This is a genomic window from Streptomyces sp. NPDC046727 (assembly GCF_040645635.1).
GTDB lineage: Bacteria > Actinomycetota > Actinomycetes > Streptomycetales > Streptomycetaceae > Streptomyces.
On sequence record NZ_JBEYYR010000066.1, the window covers coordinates 1 to 23096 of the forward strand.

22 protein-coding genes and 1 pseudogene are annotated in these 23096 nt (G+C 72.7%); 9 read left to right on the forward strand and 14 right to left on the reverse strand.

Translation table 11 applies throughout. From position 1 onward, the window contains the following. The 4 genes from ABZ937_RS41660 to ABZ937_RS41675 all read left to right on the forward strand — a co-directional run. A partial coding sequence (locus tag ABZ937_RS41660; RefSeq protein WP_361700577.1) for a L,D-transpeptidase family protein occupies nt 1-674 on the forward strand: 674 nt, incomplete at its 5' end. A 20-nt stretch (nt 675-694) separates the two neighbouring features. Beyond that, nucleotides 695-1402: a response regulator transcription factor gene (locus ABZ937_RS41665; RefSeq protein ID WP_361700579.1), complete on the forward strand. Its 708-nt coding sequence runs from the start codon at nt 695-697 to the stop codon at nt 1400-1402. Beyond that, complete coding sequence (locus ABZ937_RS41670) at nt 1399-3234, forward strand: HAMP domain-containing sensor histidine kinase (RefSeq protein ID WP_361700582.1); 1836 nt, start codon at nt 1399-1401, stop codon at nt 3232-3234. Before ABZ937_RS41665 ends, ABZ937_RS41670 begins: the two co-directional genes overlap by 4 nt. 101 nt (nt 3235-3335) lie before the next feature. Further along, the gene (locus ABZ937_RS41675; RefSeq protein WP_361700584.1) at nt 3336-3785 is read left to right on the forward strand and encodes a DUF6098 family protein; all 450 of its coding nucleotides are present in this window, start codon (nt 3336-3338) and stop codon (nt 3783-3785) included. Nucleotides 3786-3799: 14 nt separating this feature from the next. On the opposite strand, the gene ABZ937_RS41680 is transcribed toward ABZ937_RS41675, so the two are convergent. After that, on the reverse strand, nt 3800-4051 hold the full coding sequence (locus tag ABZ937_RS41680) for a WhiB family transcriptional regulator (RefSeq protein ID WP_361700587.1): 252 nt from the start codon (nt 4049-4051) through the stop codon (nt 3800-3802). Between the two features lie 478 nt (nt 4052-4529). Then, entirely contained in the window at nt 4530-5417 is an 888-nt protein-coding gene (locus ABZ937_RS41685) for a LysR family transcriptional regulator ArgP (RefSeq protein ID WP_361700590.1), read from the reverse strand. A 66-nt stretch (nt 5418-5483) separates the two neighbouring features. Here ABZ937_RS41685 and ABZ937_RS41690 point away from each other — a divergent pair, with 66 nt between their 5' ends. Both ABZ937_RS41690 and ABZ937_RS41695 read left to right on the forward strand, forming a co-directional pair. After that, the gene (locus ABZ937_RS41690; RefSeq protein ID WP_361700593.1) at nt 5484-6098 is read left to right on the forward strand and encodes a LysE/ArgO family amino acid transporter; all 615 of its coding nucleotides are present in this window, start codon (nt 5484-5486) and stop codon (nt 6096-6098) included. Between the two features lie 93 nt (nt 6099-6191). Further along, a pseudogene (locus ABZ937_RS41695) lies at nt 6192-6353 on the forward strand (MFS transporter); the annotation flags it as partial. Between the two features lie 9 nt (nt 6354-6362). On the opposite strand, the gene ABZ937_RS41700 reads toward ABZ937_RS41695, so the two are convergent. Together ABZ937_RS41700 and ABZ937_RS41705 are read right to left on the reverse strand one after the other, a co-directional pair. After that, complete coding sequence (locus tag ABZ937_RS41700; protein ID WP_361700596.1) at nt 6363-6821, reverse strand: cyclic nucleotide-binding domain-containing protein; 459 nt, start codon at nt 6819-6821, stop codon at nt 6363-6365. Nucleotides 6822-7094: 273 nt separating this feature from the next. Then, the gene (locus ABZ937_RS41705) at nt 7095-7337 is read right to left on the reverse strand and encodes a hypothetical protein (protein ID WP_361700599.1); all 243 of its coding nucleotides are present in this window, start codon (nt 7335-7337) and stop codon (nt 7095-7097) included. Between the two features lie 125 nt (nt 7338-7462). Here ABZ937_RS41705 and ABZ937_RS41710 point away from each other — a divergent pair, with 125 nt between their 5' ends. Together ABZ937_RS41710 and ABZ937_RS41715 are read left to right on the forward strand one after the other, a co-directional pair. After that, nucleotides 7463-7894 carry an ATP-binding protein gene (locus tag ABZ937_RS41710; protein WP_361700602.1) on the forward strand — a complete coding sequence of 144 codons (432 nt, stop codon included), beginning with the start codon at nt 7463-7465 and terminating at the stop codon, nt 7892-7894. Nucleotides 7895-8127: 233 nt separating this feature from the next. Continuing rightward, the gene (locus ABZ937_RS41715) at nt 8128-8979 is read left to right on the forward strand and encodes a SigB/SigF/SigG family RNA polymerase sigma factor (RefSeq protein WP_361700604.1); all 852 of its coding nucleotides are present in this window, start codon (nt 8128-8130) and stop codon (nt 8977-8979) included. Between the two features lie 4 nt (nt 8980-8983). Here the strand turns inward: ABZ937_RS41715 and ABZ937_RS41720 are convergent, their stop codons facing one another. The 5 genes from ABZ937_RS41720 to ABZ937_RS41740 all read right to left on the reverse strand — a co-directional run bounded on the left by ABZ937_RS41720 (nt 8984) and on the right by ABZ937_RS41740 (nt 15667). After that, on the reverse strand, nt 8984-11230 hold the full coding sequence (locus tag ABZ937_RS41720) for an FUSC family protein (protein ID WP_361700606.1): 2247 nt from the start codon (nt 11228-11230) through the stop codon (nt 8984-8986). A gap of 63 nt (nt 11231-11293) precedes the next feature. Beyond that, nucleotides 11294-11503, reverse strand: coding sequence for a DUF4287 domain-containing protein (locus tag ABZ937_RS41725; RefSeq protein ID WP_361700609.1), 210 nt, complete (start codon nt 11501-11503; stop codon nt 11294-11296). 96 nt (nt 11504-11599) lie between these two features. Next, nucleotides 11600-12976, reverse strand: coding sequence for an NAD(P)/FAD-dependent oxidoreductase (locus ABZ937_RS41730; protein ID WP_361700612.1), 1377 nt, complete (start codon nt 12974-12976; stop codon nt 11600-11602). 210 nt (nt 12977-13186) lie between these two features. Beyond that, on the reverse strand, nt 13187-13618 hold the full coding sequence (locus ABZ937_RS41735) for an ATP-binding protein (protein WP_361700614.1): 432 nt from the start codon (nt 13616-13618) through the stop codon (nt 13187-13189). A gap of 150 nt (nt 13619-13768) precedes the next feature. Then, complete coding sequence (locus ABZ937_RS41740; RefSeq protein WP_361700617.1) at nt 13769-15667, reverse strand: AMP-dependent synthetase/ligase; 1899 nt, start codon at nt 15665-15667, stop codon at nt 13769-13771. A 149-nt stretch (nt 15668-15816) separates the two neighbouring features. On the opposite strand from ABZ937_RS41740, the gene ABZ937_RS41745 reads away from it, so the two are divergent. Next, the gene (locus ABZ937_RS41745; protein ID WP_361700620.1) at nt 15817-16050 is read left to right on the forward strand and encodes a DUF6480 family protein; all 234 of its coding nucleotides are present in this window, start codon (nt 15817-15819) and stop codon (nt 16048-16050) included. 18 nt (nt 16051-16068) lie between these two features. On the opposite strand, the gene ABZ937_RS41750 is transcribed toward ABZ937_RS41745, so the two are convergent. From ABZ937_RS41750 to ABZ937_RS41770, 5 genes are all read right to left on the reverse strand, one after another. Then, nucleotides 16069-17157: a glutamate--cysteine ligase gene (locus tag ABZ937_RS41750; protein ID WP_361700623.1), complete on the reverse strand. Its 1089-nt coding sequence runs from the start codon at nt 17155-17157 to the stop codon at nt 16069-16071. 91 nt (nt 17158-17248) lie between these two features. After that, nucleotides 17249-19450: a 1,4-alpha-glucan branching enzyme gene (glgB, locus tag ABZ937_RS41755; protein WP_361700626.1), complete on the reverse strand. Its 2202-nt coding sequence runs from the start codon at nt 19448-19450 to the stop codon at nt 17249-17251. Nucleotides 19451-19453: 3 nt separating this feature from the next. After that, nucleotides 19454-20818, reverse strand: coding sequence for a maltokinase (locus tag ABZ937_RS41760; RefSeq protein WP_361700629.1), 1365 nt, complete (start codon nt 20816-20818; stop codon nt 19454-19456). Nucleotides 20819-20850: 32 nt separating this feature from the next. Then, nucleotides 20851-22569, reverse strand: coding sequence for a maltose alpha-D-glucosyltransferase (gene treS, locus ABZ937_RS41765; RefSeq protein ID WP_361700632.1), 1719 nt, complete (start codon nt 22567-22569; stop codon nt 20851-20853). Further along, nucleotides 22566-23096: alpha-glucosidase C-terminal domain-containing protein (locus tag ABZ937_RS41770; RefSeq protein WP_361700634.1), on the reverse strand; the 531-nt coding region annotated here is incomplete at its 5' end. The genes ABZ937_RS41770 and treS, both read right to left, overlap by 4 nt.

Below are 23096 nucleotides of genomic sequence, written 5' to 3' on the forward strand. Positions count from 1 at the left end.
CTCTCGGGGCCGCGGCGACAGAGCTCCGGGCCCCGGCCCGCACTCCGGCGCCGGCGCCCACCCCCGAGACGTCCACCCGGCCGGCGCCTCAGGGCATACCCGGACTCGGCCCCGAGCGGTCCGCGGCGATACCCGGGCGCTGCGGGCAGGCCGTCGTCGTCACCGGGCGCGGCGAGAACTCCCCGCTCTGCACGGTCGTCCTGCACCAGCGCACCGCCACCGGCTGGCAGGCGGGCCCCGCCTGGCCCGGACACAACGGCCTGCACGGCTGGAGCGCCCACCACATGCTCGGCGACCTGCGCTCCCCGCTCGGCGTCTACACCCTCTCCGACGCCGGCGGTCTGCTCCCCGACCCCGGCAGCAGGCTCCCGTACGACCGGTCCCGCGGATTCCACTCGCCCGGCACCGGCTTCGAGGGCGAACCGCTGGAGGGCTCCTTCGACTACGTCATCGCCATCGACTACAACCGCGAGCCCGGCACCTCGCCGCTCGACTGGACCCGGCCCCTCGGCCCGGGGCGCGGCGGGGGAGTGTGGCTGCACGTCGACCACGGCGGAGCGACCCACGGCTGCGTCAGCATCGCCAAGACCCCCATGAAGAACCTCCTGCGCACCCTGGACCCCGGCCGGCATCCGGTCGTCGTCATGGGGTACGCCGACTGGCTGGCCCACTGAGCGGCCTAGGATCCGAACTCGTGTGCGCACATGTACTGGTCGCCGAGGACGACGAGAAGCAGGCCGAACTCATCCGCCGCTCCCTGCTGGCCGAGGGTCACACCGCCACGGTGGTGCACGACGGCGGGGCGGCGCTCGACGCGGCCCGCCGGCTGCGGCCCGACCTCGTGGTCCTGGATCTGATGCTCCCGGTCGTCGACGGCTTCGGCGTGTGCCGGGCGCTGCGCGGCGGCGCGGAGCACCCCGATATCCCGGTGGTGATGCTCACCGCCCGCTCCGCCGAGGACGACGTGCTGCTCGGCCTCGAACTCGGCGCCGACGACTACCTGACCAAGCCGTACAGCCCGCGCGAGCTGATGGCCCGTATCCGCACGGTCCTGCGGCGCAGCGGGCGGGGCGCCGGAGCCCGGGGCGACGATCCCGTCGTACGGGCCGCGGGCCTCAGCGTCGACCCGGTACGGCACGAGGTGCGCTGCGACGGCGCACCGGTGGACTGCACACCGGCCGAGTTCCAGATCCTGCTCGCCATGGCGGGGGAACCGGAGCGGGTGTTCACCCGGCGGCAGCTGCTGCACTGCACCCGCGGCTTCGACCGGGCCTCCACCGAGCGCGCCGTCGACGTGCACATCATGAACCTGCGCCGGAAGATCGAGGCCGACCCGCGACGGCCCGTGCGCCTGCTGACGGTGTTCGGCGTCGGCTACAAGCTGAGCGGCGCCCGGCCATGAGGCGCCGGATCCCGTTGCGCAAACGGCTGCTCGTCCGGCTGCTGTTCGTCTCCGCGCTGATCGCCGTCTGCTCGGTGGCGGCCACCGCCTGGCTCGCGGTGACCACCACGACCAGCGCCCTCAAGGAGGAGCAGGGCCAGGACCTGGCCGCCGACAACCGCATCCTCGCCCAGCTCAGCGGCTACGCCGCCACCCATGCCGACTGGGCGGGGGTGCGGCACACCGTCCGGGAGCTGGCCGCCCGCACCGGACGCCGGATCGCGCTCACCACCGCCGACCGCACCTTCGTCGCCGACTCCGCGCCCCGCGGCACCCCACTGCCGCCCCGGCCCGCCGCCACCGTCGACCCGCTGCGCACCGACACCTACACCGAATCCGGCGCCCAGCTCAGCGGCATCGACCCGCGCGCGGTGGGCCCCTACCGGCTCCCGGCGAAGGACCGCGCCGAGCTCGACGCGCTGGCCGCCAAGCGCAAGCGGTGCTACGAGCGCTACGGCCTGCAGGCCACGGTCGGCCGGACCGCGAGCGGGCGGCCGGTCGTGACCACGGCGGACGGCAGCGACCCGTCCGCCTACGGCGCGACCGTCTGCGAGGACGGACGGCTCTACACTCCCACGCCGACGGAGCAGAAGGCCCTGGACGCGCTGTCCGACCTGACCCGGCCCTGCCTGCGACAGGCCGGACCGGACCTCGGCGGGCGGATGTTCCTCACCTTCGACCCCAGCGGCAAGGACCCCTTCGGCGGCGGCTATCTGCTCGCCAAGTACGCCAAGCTCGGCACCGGCGAGGCCGCGCGGGCCGCCCGGAGCTGCGTCCAGACCGCCCGCCGCACCCAGCTGGAGCCCTACGTCGCCCCCGTGGCCGAGCTGTTCCTCGGCATCGGCGACCAGAACCCGGCCCGTTTCCACATGTCCCCGGCGAACAAGGCCAAGGTGGTCGGCGCGGCCGGGCTGGTCCTCGCCGTCACCGTCGCCGTCACCGCCGTCGTCGCCGTCCGGCTGGTACGGCCGCTGCGCGCGCTCACCGTGGCCGCGCAGCAGCCGCCCGAGCTGCATGTGCGCGTGCCGGTGACCACCCGGGACGAGACCGGGATCCTCGCCGAGGCGTTCAACGACCTGACCGAGCGGCGCGAACGCCTGGAGGCCCAGCGCAAGGCCATGGTCAGCGACATCGCCCACGAGCTGCGCAGCCCGCTCACCAACATCCGGGGCTGGCTGGAGGTCGTCCGCGACGGTGTCGTCGATCCCGACCCGGCGCTGCTCGACTCCCTGCACGAGGAGGCACTGGTCCTCCAGCGGATCATCGACGATCTCCAGGACCTCGCCGCGGCCGATGCCGGCACGCTGCGTCTGCACCGGGAGCCGCTGCGGGCCGGCGACCTGATCGAGCAGGTCGCCGCCGCCCACCGCGTCGCCGCCGACGCCGCCGGGGTCGCCCTGCGCACCGAGGCCGACGCCGCCGCCTGGCTGGACGCCGACCCGGTCCGGATGCGGCAGGCCCTCGGGAACCTGGTCTCCAACGCGCTGCGGCACACCCCCGCCGACGGCACCGTCACGCTGGCCGCCCGCCGGGACGGCGACGACGTCGTGCTCACGGTCACCGACACCGGCCCGGGCATCGCGCCCGAGGACCTGCCACGCGTTTTCGAGCGGTTCTGGCGGGCGGAGAAGTCCCGCAGCCGTCGTACCGGAGGCAGCGGGCTGGGCCTGCCGATCGTCCGCCACCTGGTCGCCGCCCACGGCGGCACGGCCGGGGCGGCGAGCGAGCCGGGGGCGGGCGCGGTGTTCATCCTGCGGCTGCCGGCCATGCCGCCGCCCGGCGACGAGCCCTGAGGACGGACCGACGAGCACCAAGAGCGGAATGTTCAGTTCCGATTTCTGGCGTGCGCCAGGGGTACTCCGGTCGGGCACCCGCGGTACAGGGAGGTCACGTCATGAGCGCAGCGGAGGACCTGCCGGTCGTGTCCACGCTCGCCGAAGCGGCCGGCCTGGTGGCACGGCACCGGGGACTGTACGTCCGCTGGTCGAAAGGGCCGGGCGCCGACCTCGACGATGTCTCCAGCACCGACGAGCTGACCGGCGTCCCCATGCCCGGCCTGTCCGCCAGCCCGCTCGACGTCGAGGCCTGGTGGGAGGACCGGTCGGTGGAACTGTGGGTGGCGCGCCGCCTGTACGACTACGCGCACCTGCCGCACGACAAGGGCCCCGGCGTGCGTCCGTGGCTGCTCAGGGGCCGCGAGACGGGCCGGGGCCCCGACAACGAGCCGCTCGTGGCCGACGTCGAGCCGCTGTGCTGGGTCGCCGAGGAGGTCATCGACGCGGCCCGCGACGAGGTGGCCCGGCAGGCGCGGGAATGGGGGACCCTGCGCCGAGGGTCCCGCTGAGGCTCCCGCGCGGGTCAGCGCGAGCGCGGCCGGGAGCGCGCCCGGCGCCGCATCGCCCGGCGCTCCAGCTCCGTCGTACCGCCCCAGATGCCGATGCTCTGGCCCGTGTCCAGCGCCCAGTCCAGGCACTCTTCCCGGGCCGGGCAGCGCCCGCACACCGCCTTGGCCCGCTGGGTCTGCACCTGGGCCGGCCCGGTGGTGCCGATCGGGAAGAACAGGTCGGGGTCCTCGTGGCGGCACGTGGCGTGGTCGCGCCAGTTGTCCATCGGAGTCTCCTGGATCGGATCGAAGTCGTCCGTGCCCGTATGCGTCTCCGCGTTCGGGTGACCGGTCGGGGCGGAGTGAAACGGCACAACCGGCGGTGGACCGGGCGCTGATGGCCGCACTCGCGGGACCGTACGAGGTCAACAGGCCGGGCAGCGGGGCGGAGAGAGCGCCGCGCAGCCCAGCCGGGCACCGGCGGCGGGGAGTTCGGGCCGGCCGACGGCCCACCCGACGACGGCCACGCCACCGCGGCACCACCGTACTCCGCGACGACCCGCCGGGCGCCCGCCCTGCACCGGAACGCTCACCTGCGTAGCGTCTCGACGCCGGGCTGCCGGGGGCTCGTCCTGCACCAGGGCGCTGACATGCCCAGCGCCTTTCCGCCTGCCTCCGTCACGAGCACTGTGTGTCCGTCCTGCGACAGGGTGCGGCGCGGTGCCTCCTCACGGACGCCGAGGTGTCCGCCTCGCGGCTGGAACTTCAGCGGCGCAGCGTCTCCGCCGCGGTCGTCGTCACCGCGTCGGCCAGGGACGCCAGTGCGGGGGAGTCGAGTTTCCACTGCTGCCAGTACAGGGCGACGTCCATCCACTCACCGGGGGCGAGCACGACCAGCCGCCCCCGGTCCAGCAGCGGTCCGGCCTGCACCTCCGGGACCATGCCCCAGCCGAGCCCCGCGGCGACCGCGTCCAGGAACCCCTCCGAGGTGGGCACATGGTGCCGGAAAGGGCCAGCGGGCCCGCGGCCGAAGCGGCGGGCGAACACGTCCTGGAAGTCGTCCTTGCGGTCGAAGACGACGACGGGCGCCCGGGACAGCGCCTCCGCCGCCGGCCGCCCCTCCAGATGGGCCGCGACGAACTCCGGGGAGGCCACCGGCAGATACCGCATCCGGCCGAGCGGACGGACCGTACAGCCCGGCACCGGGTCGGGGGAGGAGGTCACCGCCGCCATCACCAGGCCCTCGCGCAGCAGCGCCGCCGTGTGGTCCTCGTCCTCCCGGTGGAGTTCGAAGCAGAGGCCCGCGACCCGGGTCAGGGCCGGCAGGAACCAGGTCGCCAGCGAGTCCGCGTTCACCGCGACCGACACCCGTGTCGGCTCCCCGGTGCCGTTCAGCCCCAGCTCGCCCCAGGCGTCCCGCTCCAGCCGGGCCAGCTGCCGGGCGAACCGCACCAGCACCGCGCCGGACTCCGTGGGCCGCACCGGTTTGGTGCGCTGCAGGAGGACCCGGCCGGTGCGCTGTTCGAGGGCCTTGACCCGCTGGCTGACCGCGGACGGCGTCACGTGCAGCGCGGCGGCGGCCGCGTCGAACGTGCCCTCGTCCACCACGGCCAGCAGTGTCCGCACCTGCTCCAGAGGAAGCTCTGACATCACAGCTGCTAAGGGTACGTAAAAATCTTTAGCTGTACTTGTGACCTCGGCCTTTCTAGCGTCGGAGGCATGAACCACGCCCTGACCGCCGCGGTCGCCGGATTCGGCACCGGCCTCTCCCTGATCGTCGCCATCGGCGCCCAGAACGCCTTCGTCCTGCGACAGGGGGTGCGCCGGGACGCCGTCCTCGCCGTGGTCGGCATCTGCGCCCTGTCCGACGCGCTGCTCATCGCGCTCGGCGTCGGCGGGGTCGGCGCGGTGGTGGTGGCCTGGCCGGGCGCGCTCCGGGCGATCGGGATCGTCGGCGGCGCCTTCCTGCTCTGCTACGGCGCCCTGGCCGCCCGCCGGGTCCTCAGGCCCGGCACCGGGCTGCGCGCGGAGGGCGAGGCGGCCGGCTCGCGCCGCCGGGCGGTGCTCACCTGCCTGGCCATGACCTGGCTGAACCCGCACGTCTATCTGGACACCGTGTTCCTGCTCGGCTCCCTGGCCGCCGACCGGGGCCCGCTGCGCTGGACCTTCGGTCTCGGCGCCGCGCTCGCCAGCCTGTGCTGGTTCGCCGCGCTCGGCTTCGGCGCCCGGCTGCTCGGCCGGTTCCTGGCCCGGCCGGCCGCCTGGCGGGTCCTGGACGGCCTGGTCGCCGTCACCATGCTGGCCCTGGGCGCGACCCTGGTGGCCGGATCCTGAGACGAACTCGGGTGATGCCGACGACCACAGCCGCCGGTAGGCCGGGATGCTCCGGCGCCGGCCGCGCCAGGTCGGGGCCTCGGCCGCCGGCGCGGCGGTGCGGTCGCCGACACGGTGGACCGCCGCACGCTGCTGCTGGCCACCGACAGCGGCATCGCGGTGACCTCGCTGCTGTTCTGGGTGCAGGCCGCCACCGGTCTGGACTCGGTCGTCGTCCTCATGGTCCTGCTCGCGCTGCGGCAGGCGTTCTTCGGATCTGACGGCTCACAGCGGCCCGCTGCGCCGCCGGGTCGTGTACTGCTCCATCAGCTTGCCGCGGGTCGTCTCCAGCCGGCCTGCGAGGATCTCGGCCACCGTCCGCACCAGCGACAGCCCGAGCAGCGGGTCCTCCACGCACACCGCCAGCACCGACGGCCCGTCGAACTCGTAGGCCCGTACGTTGCTGAAGGCCACAGCGCCGAAGTCCCACTCGTACGGCGGGAACAGCCAGGACCAGCCGAGCAGGTCGCCCGCGCCGAGCGAGGCCACGGTCACCCGCTGCCGGGCGGTGACCTGCTGGTCCAGGTGGACCGCGCCGGAGCGGATCACCCAGAACCGGTCGGCCGTGCCGCCCGCCTCGAAGATGCGGGTGTCCTCCGGGAAGGAGACCTCCTTGGCCAGCTCCATCAGGCGTTCGCGCTGCGCCTGGGGCAGGGCGGTGAGCAGTTTGATCGCTTTGGTCATGGCGCGGGGCTCCTCGCCGGCGGCGGTTGCGGTTCGGGTGCTGTGCTCACACCCATTTCAGCCGCTGCCGCCGCACCGAGCACGTCGAAGGAAGTGGAATTCCGCGTTCGTGTCGCGCTCCGGGCAGCAAAAAGCCCTGGCTGGACGGGGGAAGCCAGCCAGGGCCGTATGCGGTGACGCCAAGGAGGGGGAAGGACGGCTCCGCTCCGCTCCGGCATCACGTATGGGTGAACGATAAACCACCTGCCCTACTTTTGGGTAACCGCGAGCCGGTCAGGTGACCTGCCTCACTCCTTCCGCCTGCGCCGGGGCCCGGCCCGGGCAGACGATCTCCTCCAGCACCCGCAGCACCGCCTCGTAGGCCCGTGCCCGGTCCGCCGCCTCCCGCGCGCCCTCCGGGTCCGTCGCCGCCAGGCTCCGCGCCCGCTCCCGCCAGGCCCGCTCCTCCTCGGCCGCGCGATTGCGGCCCCGCTGGATCCGCCGCAACAACTCGTCCGCGTCCACGACATCGGTCATGACGGCCGGGTACCCGCGAGGTCCGGGGTGATGGCTCCGGCACCGAGGGTGTTTGACGGCGCCCGGAGAGGTCAGGCGAGAAACGAGAGAGCACACCCATCCGGACACCGTCCAGGGAGGCACGGATGCGTGACAAGTGCCGGACCAGCTCCTCCACGACCCTGCCGGATCCGCGCTGGGTGCCGGGCCGGCCCGCCGAAGCCCGCAGAACGGTCGAGCGTGTGGTGGCCGAACGGTGCCGGGCCCGCGCCCTTCCCTGTCCGCCCGAGGCGGTGGAGGACGCCCTGCTGGTCACCTCCGAACTCACCACCAACGCCCTGCTGCACGGCGGCGGCATCACCGGCTTCGACGTCGACGTCGACTCCGGCGGGGTCCGGGTCTCGGTGAGCGACCGCAGCGACGAACTGCCGGTCGCCCGGCAGGCCCTCGACGAGCCCGGCCGCACCCGGCCCGGCGGCCGTGGCTGGCCCATCGTGTGCCGGCTGGCGCGGGACGTCAGAGTGGCCGAGCTGCCCTGCGGCGGCAAGTGCATCACGGCCGTCGTACCGCTGTTCTGAAGCGGTTTCCGAAGTTCCGCTCCGTGGCGTTTGCCCACGGGGCCCAGGGGCAGACGGAAACTCGTGCTTCGGACCGGAGGCGCGCGCCCGGCGGGAAACAGTACGGCTGCCTGGGCCCCATCCCGGCGGCCCCGGTGGCTCACCCGCTGCGAACCCTGACACCACCGTTCGGGCCAGGACCCGGAACCGCTGTTCCGGGCGTGCCCGGAGACCACGTTCAGGAGCGATTCCGCATGCTGACCGACATGTCGACAAGCCGTCCCGGCACGACCGCTTCCACCACCGCCGCGGCGCCCCCGCGGCGCAGCCACGACGACGCCCCCGACACCGCGGAACTGTTCGCCAGGCTGGCGGACCTGGGCGACGGGCCCGAGCGGGACGCCGTACGCGACGAACTGGTGACCGCGTGGCTGCCCATGGCCCACCGGATCGCCGGCCGGTTCCGCGACCGCGGCGAGTCCGTCGAGGACCTGCGCCAGGTGGCCGCGCTCGGGCTGGTGAAGGCCATCGACCGGTTCGACCCGTCCCGCGGGGCCTTCGAGAGCTATGCCGTGCCGACCATCACCGGCGAGGTCAAGCGTCACTTCCGCGACCGGATGTGGGCCCTCAGGGTGCCCCGCCGGGTGCAGGAGCTGCGCAACCGCGTGCGGGTGGCCCGGCGGGAACTCACCCAGAATCCCGGCAGCCCCGAACCCACCGTCACCGACATCGCCGCCCACACCGGGCTCAGCGACGACGAGGTGAGCGCCGGCTTGGAGGCGCTGGAGAGCTTCAGCACCCTGTCGCTGGACGCCGAGCTGTCCACCGGCGACGACGGCTACAGCCTCGCCGACACCCTCGGCTCGACGGACGCCTCCTACGACGTCGTGGTCGACCGCGAGGCCGCCAAGGAAGGGCTGCGCCGGCTGCCCGAACGCGAGCGGGCCATCCTCTACATGCGCTTCTTCGAGGACATGACCCAGAGCCGCATCGCCGACCAGCTCGGCATCTCCCAGATGCATGTCTCCCGGCTGATCAGCCGCAGCTGCGCCCGCGTCCGCGACGAGGCGCTCGGCGGCCGGCACCCCGGCACCGACCCGCGATGAGCACTCACTTCCGCGGCTGGGCCGGCCCGCCGGCGACGCCCAGCGGGCGCGCCAGACCGGAGACCGCCTCGTCCAGCCGCTGCAGATGGCGCAGCACCCGGTCGGTCACCCGGCCGTAGCGCGGGGTGCGCAGGGTGCCCGGCTCCAGCATCGACGCGATGCTGGGGCCGGTCTCCATCTCCGCGCCGGCCCGCGGGTCGGCGACGTGCGCGGCGATCGTCTCGATGTTGTGCAGGATCCGCCGGCACGCCCCGCGCAGCCGCGGGTCCGCCGCGATCGACGGGTGCGTCGGCAGCAGCTCGGCCGTGGCCGCGAGGGACCGCCCGTGGTACGCGCAGGTCTCCAGCAGCGCCACCACGTACCGGGCCGTGTCCCGGCGCGAGCGCAGCGGCGTGATCGGATGCGTCAGCGGCTGGGTGGCCGCCCGCAGATCGGCCAGCGCCTGGTCCAGCCCGCGCGCCTGCTCCACCAGGTCCCCGCCGGTCCCGCCGCTCAGCTGGTCGACGGCGCCCCGGGTGACGTCGGCGAGCCGGTCCAGGACCGCCACGAGGAGGTCGTTGGTACGGCGGTCGGTGTGGATCGGCAGCACCACCGCCGCCGCGATCACCCCGCAGGCCGCGCCGAGCGCCGTCTCCTCGATCCGCAGCACCAGCACCGACGCGCTGTACGTGTTCAGCAGGGTGTACAGCAGCCCCAGCATCGCCGTGACGAAGAACGACATCAGCGTGTACGACAGGGGCGCCGTGTAGAACATCGCGAAGATGAACAGCAGCACCAGCGCGAACGCCGTCCAGGTGTGGTGCCCGACCAGCCCGGCGAGCCCGATGCCGGCCACGACGCCGAGCACCGTGCCCAGCAGCCGCCGGTAGCCCTTCACCAGGATCTCGCCGGTGGAGGCGGTGTTGATGAACACGATCCAGCAGGTCAGCACCGCCCAGTACCAGCGCTGGCTGGACAGCAGCTCGCCGCCGGCGATGGCCAGCGAGGAACCGACGGCCACCTGGACGGCGGCCCTGGTGGTGGGCCGCTTCAGACCGGTCGGCCCCGGTTCCTCCGGTTCGCTCTCCTCGCTGATCTCGATCGCGGCGTCTTCCGCGTCCAGTTCCTCGCGCGAGCGGGCGGTCGCCGGGGAGTCGTCGGACTCGTCCTGCGGCCCGTCCAGGGCGAGCCGCAGGCCCAGCGCGGCCCGGGCGGCCTCACCGAGACCACGGAAGACGTCCTGCACGGCCGGGGAGGCGTCGGGAAGGTTCTCCTCCTCGCGGTAGCCGAGCAGCCGGTTGCGCACCTGGGAGAGCGCGGTCCCCGACGCCTCACCGGCCGGCCGCAGCATCAGCAGCCGCAGCGCCCGCAGGTCCCGGCGCAGCGCGGCCGTCGCCTCGTCCCGCACCGGCAGCTCGCCCCCGGAGGGCAGCGGGGCGCCCGGCAGATGCAGGGTGAGGGTGTCGGTCCGCCGGGCGCTGCGCGCGGTGAGCAGCAGCAGACCGAGCCGCTCGGCGGCGATCTCGGCGTCCGCGATCCGGCGCTGCAGCAGCCGGGCCACCGCCGGGTCCGAAGTGCCGTCCTCCAGCCGGCCCTGGATCAGCAGCGCCGTCTCGTGCAGCCGCGCGGTGCGGGTGCGCAGGTCCTCCAGCACCTTCTCGGCCTCGTCGGGGCCGGCGTCCAGCAACTCGGCGTGCGCGGCGAGCAGCTGCGCGAGCCGGGCGCGGAAGGCCCGCCGCAGCCGGTCCAGGGTGCCCGCCGGGGTCTGCGGCAGCAGCACGAACCGCGCGGCGGCGCTGCACGCGAACGCCACGCAGATGACGCCGTACAGCGCGGGCAGCGCGGACGTCGTCGCGCGCACGAACAGGGAGAGGAAGTAGATCTGGAAGCCGATCAGCCCCAGCGCCGTGCCGCGGTCGCCGAACCGGCGGCCGTAGACGGCGCAGAAGATGAGGCCGACGAAGAACAGGTCCCCGGCGACGACCCGTTGGCCGAGCAGCGCGCCCAGCGACCCCGAGGCCAGCGCCACCGGCAGGCCGAGCGCGAGGGTGACGGCCTGCGGGCCGCGCTGCTTCTCCCGGACGGCGAAGGTGGCGACCATCGCCGCCATGGCCCCGGCGACCAGCTGCGGCACCGGGACGCGCAGCGCGGCGAGGACGGCGAGGGTGAGGGCGATGGCGGTGACCGTGCGCAGTCCCGCGGTGAGCCGGATGAGTCCGGGATCCGACGCCGCGAGCCGGTCCCGTACCCGTACCCGTCCCGCTGTCCTCACGCCGCCGCGCTCTCTCCCGTGCCGGAAATCGATCTCCGATCCAGCATCGCACGCGGGTGCGGGCTACCTGCCCTCGGCCAGCGTGGCGGCCACCAGGGCATTGGCGTGCCCGTGCCCCAGCCCGTGCTCGGACTTCAGCCAGCCGACCAGCTCCATGTGCTTCGTCAGCGGCGAGGTGCGGATCAGTTCCTGCCACTCGCCGATCGGACGGCCGTACTTCTTCTCGATCGAGGGGAAGTAGCTCGCCGGGCCCTTCACGGTCTTCTCGGTCATGGTGTGGGTGCCTTCCGTGTGACGTTTCCTGATCACCTGAGAAGACCGCCGGTCCGGTGGAAAATGATCGACGATCTCCTGGTGATCCCGGTCACATCAGGGCTGGTCGGCGGCCGTGTCCCCCACCCGGGCCCGCACCTGTTCCGGTGTCAGGTACGAGTCGGTGAACTCGAAGTCCTTCAGCCGGGCCGGCTTGCGGGCCTGGAAGCCGGTGCGGACGAAATCGTCGCCCGCGACCGCGTTCAGCAGCCAGTTGGTCATCACTCGGGTCTTGGCGACATTGGTGCGCAGCGCCGACCAGTGGTAGCCGCGGGCAACGGCCTGCGCGAGCACCCCGCGCATCTCGATGCCCAGCGGCTTGGACACCGCGTCCTTGCCGCCGAGGTCGACGACGAGCCCCAGGTCCCTGTGCACGTACGGGAGCAGCGGCTGACCCCGCAGCGCCGCGATGACGTTGTCGGCGACCCTCTTGCCCTGCCGCATCGCGTGCTGCGCGGTCGGCGGGCAGACCGCGCCCTCCTCGCCCTTGGCCAGGTCCGGCACGGCGGCCGAGTCACCGAGCGCGAACACCCCGTCGTGGCCCGGCAGGGTCATCTCGGCGGTCACCGCGAGCCGGCCGCGGACGGTGTCCGCGCCGAGCGTGGCGATGAGCGGGCTGGCGACCACACCCGCCGTCCAGATCAGGGTGTGCGTCGGCACCACCCGCCCGTCGGTGAAGGTGACCTCCTCCGCGCCGGCCTTGTCGATCGAGACGCCCAGCGAGACCTGGATGCCGCGCCGCTTCAGGATCTCCTGCGCGCTGCGGCCGAGCTTCTCGCCCAGCTCCGGCATGAGCCTCGGCGCGATGTCGATCAGATGCCACTTGATCAGGCCCGGGTCCAGCCGCGGATAGCGCTGGACGGCCGCGTGTGTCAGCCGTTGCAGACAGGCCGCGGTCTCGGTGCCCGCGTAGCCGCCGCCGACCACCACGAACTGCAGCCGGGCGGCCTGCTCGGCCGGGTCGTCACTGGCGTCCGCCAGGTCCAGCTGCGAGATGACGTGGTCGCGGATGTAGGCGGCCTCGGCGAGGGTCTTCATCCCGAAGGCGTGCTCGGTCAGGCCGGGGATGTCGAAGGTGCGGGTGACACTCCCCGGGGCCAGCACGATGTAGTCGTAGGGCTCGTCGACGATCTTCTCGGTGAGGGTGCGGACGACACAGACCTTGGACTTCAGGTCCACGCCGATCGCGCCGCCCGGGAGGATCCGGGTCCGGTACTTCTTGCTGCGGCGCAGCGACAGGGCGATGGACTGCGGTGTGAGGACACCGGAGGCGACCTGGGGCAGCAGCGGCAGATAGAGCTGGTAGGAGTACGGCGTCACCAGCGTGACGTCGGCCTCGTCGGGGGCGAGCTTCCGCTCCAGGCGGCGGACGCACTGGACTCCGGCGAAGCCCGCGCCCACCACCAGGATCCTGGGTCGTGTCACGGTGTCCATCCCTTCCTTCGGCTCCGGGCGGTCCGACGGGACGCCGTTCGTATGCCTGGATCGCCGCTCACCGACTCCGATCCCACTGTGCCTCCAGCCGTTCCGCCGGCGGGGTGCGGCAGGCAGACGAACGCGTGGGGACCAGCATGCCCCCAGTGACGGATGGAGTAACCGGCCGGCGCACATCTACACGTCGCACGCCCGTCCCTCGCACACGCGTCACCAGGGCAGGAACGCGTGGATGTCCTTGCCGTCGTCGTGCACGACGACGCTGACCTGGGTGCACAGCGTGTGCACCAGATGCCAGCCGATGCCGCCGGCGCCGGTGCGGGGATGGAAGGGGCGTGGCTCCGGCCTGGTCCGGTTCGTGTCGCGCATCGTCACATGCACCCCGTCGAAGGTGCGGCGCATGCGCAGGTCGAACGGGCCGGGCGCGTACTGGATCGCGTTCGCGGCCAGTTCGGTGACGACCAGCAGGATGTCGTCCCAGTACTCGTGCGCGCCGGGCGGCGACTCCCGGGCGACCGCGCACAGGAACTCCTCCGCCGCGAGCCGCGCCCCCGTGACATTGCGCAGCTCCCCCGCGAAGGAGAACGTACGCTCGTATGCCTCCTCCGGGGGCGTGTCGTCCCAGCGCGGCTCCGTCACCATCCCGCATTCCCCGCTCCCGGTCGGGCAGGGCCCGGCTCGGCCCTGCTACCAGGACGGTCGTTGTTGCTGATCTCTCTCCGCGCTGCGAGTTCCCCGAGCCGCGCGGGCTATCCGTCTCCCCTCGCCATGGCGGCCCCGCGGTGCACCTCCTCAGCGGAAGACGTCGTCCGGCTCGTCCCACTCGGCCGGTTCCTGCAAGGCCGGCCGCGACCGGGAACGCGCCTGGTACATCGCCTCGATCTCCGTCGCGTAGTGCCGTACGACGGCGTCCCGGCGCAGCTTCATCGACGGCGTGAGCAGCCCGTTGTCCGGTGCGAACGGTTCCTGGAGGACACGGTAGACCCTGATCGACTCCGCACGGGACACGGCACTGTTGGCGGAGGCCACGGCCCGCGCGATCTCCTCCCGGAGCGCGTTCTCCTCCCGGGTCTCCCGGCCCGTCGGATCCCCCTGCGGCGCCAGCGCGCCCCGCCAGTGCGCGAGGAAGTCCGGGTCCAGGGTGATCAGGGCGCCGACACAGGGCCGGTCGTCGCCGAGCACCACCGCCTGGTGGACCAGCGGATGCATGCGCAGCCGCTGCTCCAGCAGGGCCGGCGCCACACTCTTGCCGCTGCTGGTGACGATGATGTCCTTCTTGCGCCCGGTGATCGTCAGATAGCCCTCGGAGTCCAGCCGCCCGATGTCCCCGGTGGCCAGCCAGCCGCCGCGCAGCGCGGCCCGGGTCGCCGTCTCGTCGCTGATGTAGCCCTGGAACACCGACGGCCCGCGCACCAGGATCTCCCCGTCGTCGGCCACCTGGACCTCGGTGCCCGGCAGCGGCAGCCCCACGGTCCCGGACTTCTCCCGGCCGAGCGGCTGCATGGTGATGCCGCCGGAGACCTCTGTGAGCCCGTAGCCGTCGTGGAGGAAGATGCCGATGCCCTCGTAGAACAGGCACAGTTCGCGGCCCAGCGAGGAGCCGCCGGAGGTGCCGCGCACCACCCGGCCGCCGAGCGCGGCACGCAGTCTGCGGTACACCGTCCGCTCGTACAGGGCGTGCTGCAGCTTCAGCTCGAGCCCGGGACCCGGCCCGGCGCCCAGCCGCCGCCGCTCCTCTGCCGCCGCGAACTCCCGCGCGGTCTGCGCGGCCCGCTCGAACAGGGCGCCCCGGCCCGCCTGCTGGGCGGTGCGCAGAAACGTCGTGTAGAGCTTCTCGAACACCGACGGCACGCCGTACAGGTACGTCGGCCGGAAGCTGCTCAGCGCGGATGCCAGCGCCTCCTCGGTCAGTTCCGGCTGGTGCGCCATCAGCACCCCGCCACGCACACACGTCAGCATGATCATCATGCCGTAGACGTGGGAGAACGGCAGGAAGGCGAGGACGGACGGCCGCTCGCCCGGGGGTGCCGCCGTGTGCGCCCAGCCGGCCAGCAGGGTGTCGCAGGGGTAGGCCAGGCCGCGGTGGCTGAGCGCGCAGCCCATCGGCCGGCCCGAGGTGCCTGAGGTGTAGACGATCGCCGCCGTGGAGTCCGGCAGCACGATCCGGCGCAGCGACTCCACGGTGGTGTACGGGACGACCGTGCCGCGTTCGACGAGGTCCGCCACGGCCCCTGCGTCCAGCTGCCAGACGTGCCGCAGCCGTGGCAGCCGGGTGCACACCGTGCCGACGGTCATGATGCCCTGCTCGTCCTCCACGACCACGGCCACACAGCCCGCGTCCCGCAGGATCCACTCGACCTGGTCGCGCGAGGAGGCCGGATGGATGGGGACGACCTCGGCGCCCACGGCCCACAGCGCATGGGCGAACACCGTCCACTCGTAGCGGGTCGGGGCCATCAGGGCCACCCGGTGGCCGGGCGAGATCCCGGCGGCGATCAGACCCTTGGCGAGATCGACCACCTCGTCCCGCAGCTCGACCGCCGTCACCTCCTCCCAACGGGTCGCGGCGGGGCCCGCGCGGCGCGCGAGCATCGGCAGCGTCGGGTCCCGGTCCGCCGTCGCGAAGACGCTGTCGGCGAGGCCGCCGGTGAGCGGCGGGGTGACGGCTGGAGCGAGGGCGACGTTCCGCATGCGCTGCTCCCGTTGTACGGAGGGTCACTCCGCCGATCGGCTCGGTGTCGGCGGTGCTCGAATGTAGCCCAGGTAAGCGCGTTCAGTGACAGGAACGTGGAAGTCGTGATCGGCTGATGATGTGGGCGTGTCCTGGGGACTCGGCAGACATGACTCATGTGAACCCCGATCCGGAGCCCGAACGCAGCACCGGGCTGGAGCCAGGGGGCGGGGTCCCGCCCGGCGAGACCCCGCCCGCCGAGAGCAGCCTGCCCGAGGCCGGGCCCCGGGAGACGCACAATCCGCCGCGTGGCTGGGCGAAGGCGCCGCTGACGCTGATCCTGATCCTCGTGATCCTGATCGCGGCGTTCTTCCTGGCCTACGCGCTGGTCCTGATCCTCTGAGCCGCGCGGGAAGGACGCTCAGCCCTGGGTGCGGCGCACGCACTCGGTGACGACACCCCGCAGGCTGCCGGTGCGCTCCAGCAGCCCGCGCTGCTCGCGTGCGCCGTTGCCCGAGCGCAGCAGTTCCGCGACGGCCCGCTCGGCCCGGTCCGCGTCGCCGCTCGCGGTGAGCGCGTCCCCGGCGTACTCCAGCAAGGAGCGCAGCACCCGCGGGGCGGGCCGGGGCCGCAGGCCGGCCGGGTCGAGGAGGTCGTCCTCCAGGCCGTACCGGGCGGCCTGCCAGTCGGCCAGCCGGAGCAGGCTCACCCCGAGGTCGGGCGCCGGCACGCCCGCCCGCCACTCCCGTGCGGCCGTCTCCACGAGGGCGCGGACGAGCGTCGCGATCAGTACGGCCGTCTCCGCGCACAGGCACACGTCCGCCACCCGGACCTCCACCGTCGGATAGCGGCAGGACAGCCGCGCGTCGAAGTAGGCCATCCGCTCGTCCAGGATGACCCCGGTGGCCACCATGTCGGCCACCCGCCGGTGATACGTCTCGGCCGACCCGAACGGCTCGGTCGGCCCGGCCGACGGCCACCGGTTCCACACCCGGCTGCGATAGCTGTCGTAGCCGGTGTTCGCGCCCTGCCAGAACGGAGAGTTCGCGCTGATCGCGCGCAGCACCGCGAGCCACGGACGGAGCCGGTCGAGGACCGCGATGCCCTCCTCGTCGGACTCCACCGACACATGGACATGGCAGCCGCACACGAGCTGGTCCCAGGTGGGTATCCCGAACCGGTCGGCCAGCCACTGGTAGCGCTCGTTCACGCTGAGCGACGGACTGACCGGCAGGGGAGAGGTCGCCAGCGCGGCGACGCCGCAGCCGATCTGCCCGGCGTGCCGGGCCGCCTCCTTGCGGCAGCGGACGATCTCGTCGCCGAGGGCCGCCATGTCCGACTGCGGATGCGTGGCGAACTCCAGCATCTGCCCGAACAGCTCCTTCGCGAACACGTCCTGCCCGGGACAGTCCTGGGCGGCACGGGCGAGGACGGCCGTCGCCAGCGCCTTCGGGTCGCCGCTGTCCGGATCGACCAGGAGGAGTTCCTCCTCCACTCCGACGGTGCGCACCTGATGCCGCCCTTCTGTTCACGCCACGAGGGGCAGTCGCGGTCTGTACGACCCCGACTGCCCCTCGGACGGCCGCCGACACCTACGGCGCTCAGCGCTCCGGCACCAGCCAGACGGTGGCGAGCGGCGGCAGCGTCAGCGACAGGAACCCGTCCTCCGGTTTGACCGGCCCCCCGGCACCGACCCCGCTGCCGCCGTAGCGGACGTCGTCGGTGTTCAGCTCCTCGTACCAGGCCGGGAACCCGTCGGGGACCCACAGGCGGTAGTCGTGCCGGACGACGGGGGAGAAGTTCGACACCGCCAGCAGCGGACCGCCGTCGGCGGCGAACCGCAGGAACGCCAGGACGTTGTCGTCCGCCGCGTCGCACAGCACCCACTGGAAGCCGCCCGGGTCGGTGTCCCGCTGCCACAGCGCGGGCGTCGCCCGGTACACGGTGTTCAGGTCGCGGACGAGATCCTGGACGCCCCGGTGGTCGCCGGCCGAGTGGTAGTCGTCGCCGAGCAGCCACCACTCCGGGCCGTCCGCCGCCGACCACTCGGCCCCCTGTGCGAACTCCTGCCCCATGAACAACAGCTGCTTGCCCGGGTGGGCCCACATGAAGCCGAGGTAGGCGCGGTGGTTGGCGCGGCGCTGCCACCAGTCGCCCGGCATCTTCGACACCAGCGCCTGCTTGCCGTGCACGACCTCGTCGTGGGAGATCGGCAGGACGTAGTTCTCGCTGTAGGCGTACACCATCGAGAAGGTCATCTCGTCGTGGTGGTACTTGCGGTGCACCGGCTCCTTCTGGATGTACTGCAGCGAGTCGTGCATCCAGCCCATGTTCCACTTCAGGCCGAAGCCCAGGCCGCCGCTGTCGGTCGGCCGGGTCACCCCGTCCCACGCGGTGGACTCCTCCGCGATGGTCACCACGCCCGGGCAGCGCCGGTACACGGTGGCGTTCATCTCCTGGAGGAAGGCGACGGCCGCCAGGTCCTCCCGGCCGCCGAACACGTTCGGCTCCCACTGCCCGGAGTCCCGCGAGTAGTCCAGGTAGAGCATCGAGGCGACCGCGTCCACGCGCAGCCCGTCGATGTGGAACTCCTCGCACCAGTACACCGCGTTGGCGACGAGGAAGTTGCGCACCTCGGTGCGCCCGTAGTCGAACTCGTACGTCCCCCAGTCCGGATGCTCGGCCCGGCGCCAGTCCCCGGGCTCGTACAGCGGGTCCCCGTCGAACCGGGCCAGCGCCCAGTCGTCCTTGGGGAAGTGCGCCGGCACCCAGTCCATGATCACACCGAGCCCGGCCCGGTGACAGGCGTCCACGAAGTACCGGAAGTCGTCCGGGGAGCCCAGCCGCGGCGTCGGCGCGTAGTAGGAGGTGACCTGGTAGCCCCAGGAGCCGCTGAACGGGTGCCCGGCCACCGGCATCAGCTCCACATGCGTGAAGCCCATCCCCTTCACGTACGGCGGGAGTTCGTCCGCCAGCTGCCGGTACGTCAGCCCGGGCCGCCAGGACGGAAGATGCACCTCGTACACGGAGAACGGTGCCCGGTGCACCGGGGTGTCACCGCGGTGCGCCATCCACTCCGCGTCGCCCCACTCGTACCGCGACGACGTCACGACCGACGCGGTGTCCGGCGGCAGCTCCGCGCACCGCGCCATCGGGTCGGCCTTCAGGGACCGCCCGCCGTACCGCGAGGTGATCTCGAACTTGTACCGGGTGCCCTCGCCGATCCCGGGCAGGAACAGCTCCCACACCCCGGACGCGCCGAGCGACCGCATCGGGTACTGCGTGCCGTCCCAGTACGTGAAGTCCCCGGCCACCCGCACCCCCTGGGCGTTCGGCGCCCACACGGTGAAGCGGGTGCCGGCCACGCCCTGGTGGACCATCGGCTCGGCCCCGAGCGCCCGCCACAGCTGCTCGTGCCGGCCCTCCCGGATCAGATGCAGGTCCAGCTCGCCGAGCGCGGGCAGGAAGCGGTACGGGTCGTGCACCTCCTGCTCGGCGTCGTCGTACGCCACACGCAGGGTGTAGGACGGGATCTCCCGGCAGGGCAGGACGGTGGCGAAGAGACCGTCGCCCTCGGACCACATCTCGGTGCGTGCCCCGTCGATCACGACGCTCACCGCCCGGGCGTTCGGGCGCAGCGCCCGGAACAGCGTCCCGCCCGGCACCGGATGGGCGCCCAGCAGGGCGTGCGGATCGTGGTGCGCGCCGGCGAGCAGCCGGCCGCGATCGGCGGGGTCCAGCGGGACGGCCGCCGGCGGCACGGGGCCCCCGGCCTCCGGACGTGTGGTGTCACGCAGGGCCATGGGTCAGCCTCCCCACACCGCGAGCCGCTTGATCGCCGCCATCGGAACCGGCAGCCAGTCCGGCCGGTGTCTCGCTTCGTACAGCACCTCGTAGACCGCCCTGTCCGTCTCGTGCGCGCGCAGCAGCGCGTGCTTCTTTCGTGGATCCCAGCCCGCGCGGGCCGCGTAGCCCGCGCAGAACGCCTCCCGGCAGCGGCGCGCCCACTCGGGTCGCCAGGGGCGGCGCTGCCGGGCCGCGTAGTCGAAGGAGCGCAGCATCCCGGCGACGTCCCGCACCGGGGACTGCGGGGCCCGGCGCTCGGCGAGCGGCCGCGACGGTTCGCCCTCGAAGTCGATGACGAACCAGTCGCGGCCGGCCCGCAGCACCTGCCCGAGGTGCAGATCGCCGTGGATGCGCTGGGCGAGCGGCCCGGTGTCGCACGTGGCGAGCGCCCCGAACGCGGCCTTCAGGCCGGGCACGAAGGGCAGCAGCCCGGGTACGGCGTGCGCGGCGGCGTCCAGCCGCGCGCACATCGCCTCGGCCGTACGGCCGTTCTCGCCCGGCCCGGCCGGCGGGAAGGCGTCGGCCAGCGCCAGGTGCACCTCGGCCATGGCCCGGCCCAGCGCCCGGGCCTCGGCGGTGAAGTCGTCGCCCGCCGCGAGGGCGTGCAGCGCCAGCGACCAGCCGTCGGTGGCGTCCGGCAGGAACGGCTGCAGCACCCCCAGGGTGGCCGGCCGCGGGGCGGTCGTGGTGAACCAGGCCACCGGCGCGGGCACCCGGGTGCAGCCCTGCGCGGCCAGCGCCGCCGACACCTCCAGGTCCGGGTTGACGCCCGGCTGGATCCGGCGGAACAGCTTCAGGATGTACGCGTCGCCGTAGACGATCGAGGAGTTGGACTGCTCGGCCTCCAGCAGTCGCGGCGGCAGACCGCCGGGCACCGGGGCGGCCGGGTCCGCCTCGAACCGCAGCGGGCCCGCCGTACCGGGCTGCCGCAGCCGCTCCAGCAGCAGATGGGCCGAGCGGGGGTCGTGCAGCGCGTCGTACACCGCGAGTCCGGCCAGCGGGCCCTCGTCCGCGCGCCCGATGAACGCCCGCTCAAGCCGCGGGGCGAGGTGCGGGCGCAGCCCCAGCAGCAGCTGGTAGCAGTCCCCGGAGGGGGCGATGCCGCCCGGGGTGGGCACCGGCACGTGCGAGGCGTGCACCAGCAGATGCAGACACCCCGGGAACAGCTCGGTCACGGACAGCACCGACAGATCCGTGACGGGCCGGTCCTTGCCCGCGAACCAGCGCTGCCTCGGCAGCCACTCGCGCAGCAGCTCGCCCAACGAGACCAGCGGACCGTCCAGCCCGGTCCCGGCTCTCGGCCGGGGTGTGATGGTCTTCGGCATGGTGACGCGTCCTTTCCTCGGCGCCGGACGGGTCAGCGGCGGCGGCCGATGCGGGAGGCGACTCGGGTGAGCCGGAACCAGTAGAAGCCGTGGCCCTGCAGGGTGAGCAGGTAGGGCAGCTCACCGATGGCGGGGAAGCGCACCCCGCCGATCAGCTCCACCGGGTGGCGTCCGTCGTAGGTCCGCAGGTCGAGTTCGGTGGGCTGGGCGAAGCGGGAGAAGTTGTTCACGCACAGCACGAGGTCGTCGCCGTATTCGCGCAGGAACGCCAGGACCGCGGGGTTGGAGGACTGGAGTTCCGTGAACGAGCCGAGTCCGAAGGCGGGGTTCTGCTTGCGGATCTCGATCATGCGGCGGGTCCAGTGCAGCAGACTGGACGGCGAGGACATGGAGGCTTCCACGTTGGTGACCTGGTAGCCGTAGACCGGGTCCATGATGGTGGGCAGGTAGAGCCTGCCGGGGTCGCACGTCGAGAAGCCGGCGTTGCGGTCGGGGGTCCACTGCATGGGGGTGCGGACGGCGTCGCGGTCGCCGAGCCAGATGTTGTCGCCCATGCCGATCTCGTCGCCGTAGTAGAGGATCGGGGATCCGGGCAGGGACAGCAGCAGGGCGGTGAACAGCTCGATCTGGTTGCGGTCGTTGTCGAGGAGGGGGGCGAGGCGGCGGCGGATGCCGATGTTGGCGCGCATCCGCGGGTCCTTCGCGTACTCGGCCCACATGTAGTCGCGTTCCTCGTCGGTGACCATTTCGAGGGTCAGCTCGTCGTGGTTGCGCAGGAAGATGCCCCACTGGCAGCCGGAGGGGATGGCGGGGGTCTTGGCGAGGATCTCCGAGACGGGGTAGCGGGACTCCCGGCGTACGGCCATGAAGATGCGCGGCATGACGGGGAAGTGGAACGCCATGTGGCACTCGTCGCCGCCGGTGCTGTAGTCGCCGAAGTAGTCGACGACGTCCTCCGGCCACTGGTTCGCCTCGGCCAGCAGCACGGTGTCCGGGTACATCGCGTCGATCTCGCGGCGGACCCGCTTGAGGAAGGTGTGCGTGGCGGGCAGGTTCTCGCAGTTGGTGCCCTCTTCGGCGTAGAGGTAGGGCACCGCGTCCAGGCGGTAGCCGTCGATGCCCAGGTCCAGCCAGAAGCGCAGGGCGGCCAGGATCTCCTCCTGGACGGCCGGGTTCTCGTAGTTGAGGTCGGGCTGGTGCGAGAAGAAGCGGTGGAAGTAGTACTGGCCGCGGACCGGGTCGAAGGTCCAGTTGGACGACTCGGTGTCCACGAAGATGATCCGGGCGTCCTCGTACTGCTTGTCGTCGTCGGCCCACATGTAGTAGTCCCCGTACGGGCCGTCGGGGTTGTTGCGGGACTCCTGGAACCACGGGTGCTGGTCGCTGGTGTGGTTCATGACGAAGTCGATGATCACGCGCATGCCGCGCTGGTGGGCGGCGTCCACGAACTCCACGAAGTCGGCGAGGTCACCGAAGTCCGGGAGGACGGCGGTGTAGTCGGACACGTCGTAACCGCCGTCCCGCAGGGGCGACTTGAAGAAGGGCGGCAGCCAGAGACAGTCGACCCCCAGCCACTGGAGGTAGTCGAGCTTGGCGGTCAGGCCCTTCAGGTCGCCGATGCCGTCGCCGTTGCTGTCCTGGAAGGAGCGGACCAGCACTTCGTAGAAGACGGCGCGTTTGAACCACTCCGGGTCCCGGTCCTTGGCGGGAGTGTCCTCGAAGGTGTCCAGTACGGGGTCGTTGACGGTCATGACGCTGCGGGCCCTCCGATCTGGGGCGTCGATCGCCCGACGTGGAGCACGTGCGCCGGCGCCCGGCCGGGTGTGAGACGCACGTAGTTGGTCCTGCCCCAGAGGTACATCTCGCCCGTCAGTTCGTCGTGCACCGACAGAGCGGCGTCCCGGGCCAGGCCGAGTTGGGGCATGTCCAACGAGACCGTGGCCTCCTGGGCGTGATGCGGGTCGAGATTGACGACCACGATGACCGTGTCCGTGCCCGTGCTCTTGCTGTAGGCGAGCACGGCATCGTTGTCGGTCTGATGGAAGCGGAGGTTCCGCAGGCGCTGTAGCGCCGGGTGCCGCCGTCGGATGGTGTTGAGCCGGGTGATGAGCGGGGCGATGGTCCGCCCTTCGCGGGCGGCGGCTTCCCAGTCGCGGGGTTTGAGCTGGTACTTCTCCGAATCCAGGTACTCCTCGCCGCCCTGCTTGAGAGGGGTGTTCTCGCACAGTTCGTAGCCGCTGTAGATGCCCCAGGAGGGGGAGAGGGTGGCGGCGAGGAC

Excerpts from the sequence above, each read along its gene's own strand:
- ABZ937_RS41735 (WP_361700614.1), bottom strand. The coding sequence starts at position 13,618 with ATGGTGACGGAGCCGCGCTGGGACGACACGCCCCCGGAGGAGGCATAC.
- glgB (WP_361700626.1), bottom strand. The coding sequence starts at position 19,450 with ATGGCCCTGCGTGACACCACACGTCCGGAGGCCGGGGGCCCCGTGCCG.
- treS (WP_361700632.1), bottom strand. The coding sequence starts at position 22,569 with ATGACCGTCAACGACCCCGTACTGGACACCTTCGAGGACACTCCCGCC.
- ABZ937_RS41760 (WP_361700629.1), bottom strand. The coding sequence starts at position 20,818 with ATGCCGAAGACCATCACACCCCGGCCGAGAGCCGGGACCGGGCTGGAC.
- ABZ937_RS41700 (WP_361700596.1), bottom strand. The coding sequence starts at position 6,821 with ATGACCAAAGCGATCAAACTGCTCACCGCCCTGCCCCAGGCGCAGCGC.
- ABZ937_RS41680 (WP_361700587.1), bottom strand. The coding sequence starts at position 4,051 with ATGGACAACTGGCGCGACCACGCCACGTGCCGCCACGAGGACCCCGAC.
- ABZ937_RS41715 (WP_361700604.1), top strand. The coding sequence starts at position 8,128 with ATGCTGACCGACATGTCGACAAGCCGTCCCGGCACGACCGCTTCCACC.
- ABZ937_RS41745 (WP_361700620.1), top strand. The coding sequence starts at position 15,817 with ATGACTCATGTGAACCCCGATCCGGAGCCCGAACGCAGCACCGGGCTG.
- ABZ937_RS41710 (WP_361700602.1), top strand. The coding sequence starts at position 7,463 with ATGCGTGACAAGTGCCGGACCAGCTCCTCCACGACCCTGCCGGATCCG.
- ABZ937_RS41675 (WP_361700584.1), top strand. The coding sequence starts at position 3,336 with ATGAGCGCAGCGGAGGACCTGCCGGTCGTGTCCACGCTCGCCGAAGCG.
- ABZ937_RS41730 (WP_361700612.1), bottom strand. The coding sequence starts at position 12,976 with ATGGACACCGTGACACGACCCAGGATCCTGGTGGTGGGCGCGGGCTTC.
- ABZ937_RS41705 (WP_361700599.1), bottom strand. The coding sequence starts at position 7,337 with ATGACCGATGTCGTGGACGCGGACGAGTTGTTGCGGCGGATCCAGCGG.
- ABZ937_RS41725 (WP_361700609.1), bottom strand. The coding sequence starts at position 11,503 with ATGACCGAGAAGACCGTGAAGGGCCCGGCGAGCTACTTCCCCTCGATC.
- ABZ937_RS41670 (WP_361700582.1), top strand. The coding sequence starts at position 1,399 with ATGAGGCGCCGGATCCCGTTGCGCAAACGGCTGCTCGTCCGGCTGCTG.
- ABZ937_RS41740 (WP_361700617.1), bottom strand. The coding sequence starts at position 15,667 with ATGCGGAACGTCGCCCTCGCTCCAGCCGTCACCCCGCCGCTCACCGGC.
- ABZ937_RS41690 (WP_361700593.1), top strand. The coding sequence starts at position 5,484 with ATGAACCACGCCCTGACCGCCGCGGTCGCCGGATTCGGCACCGGCCTC.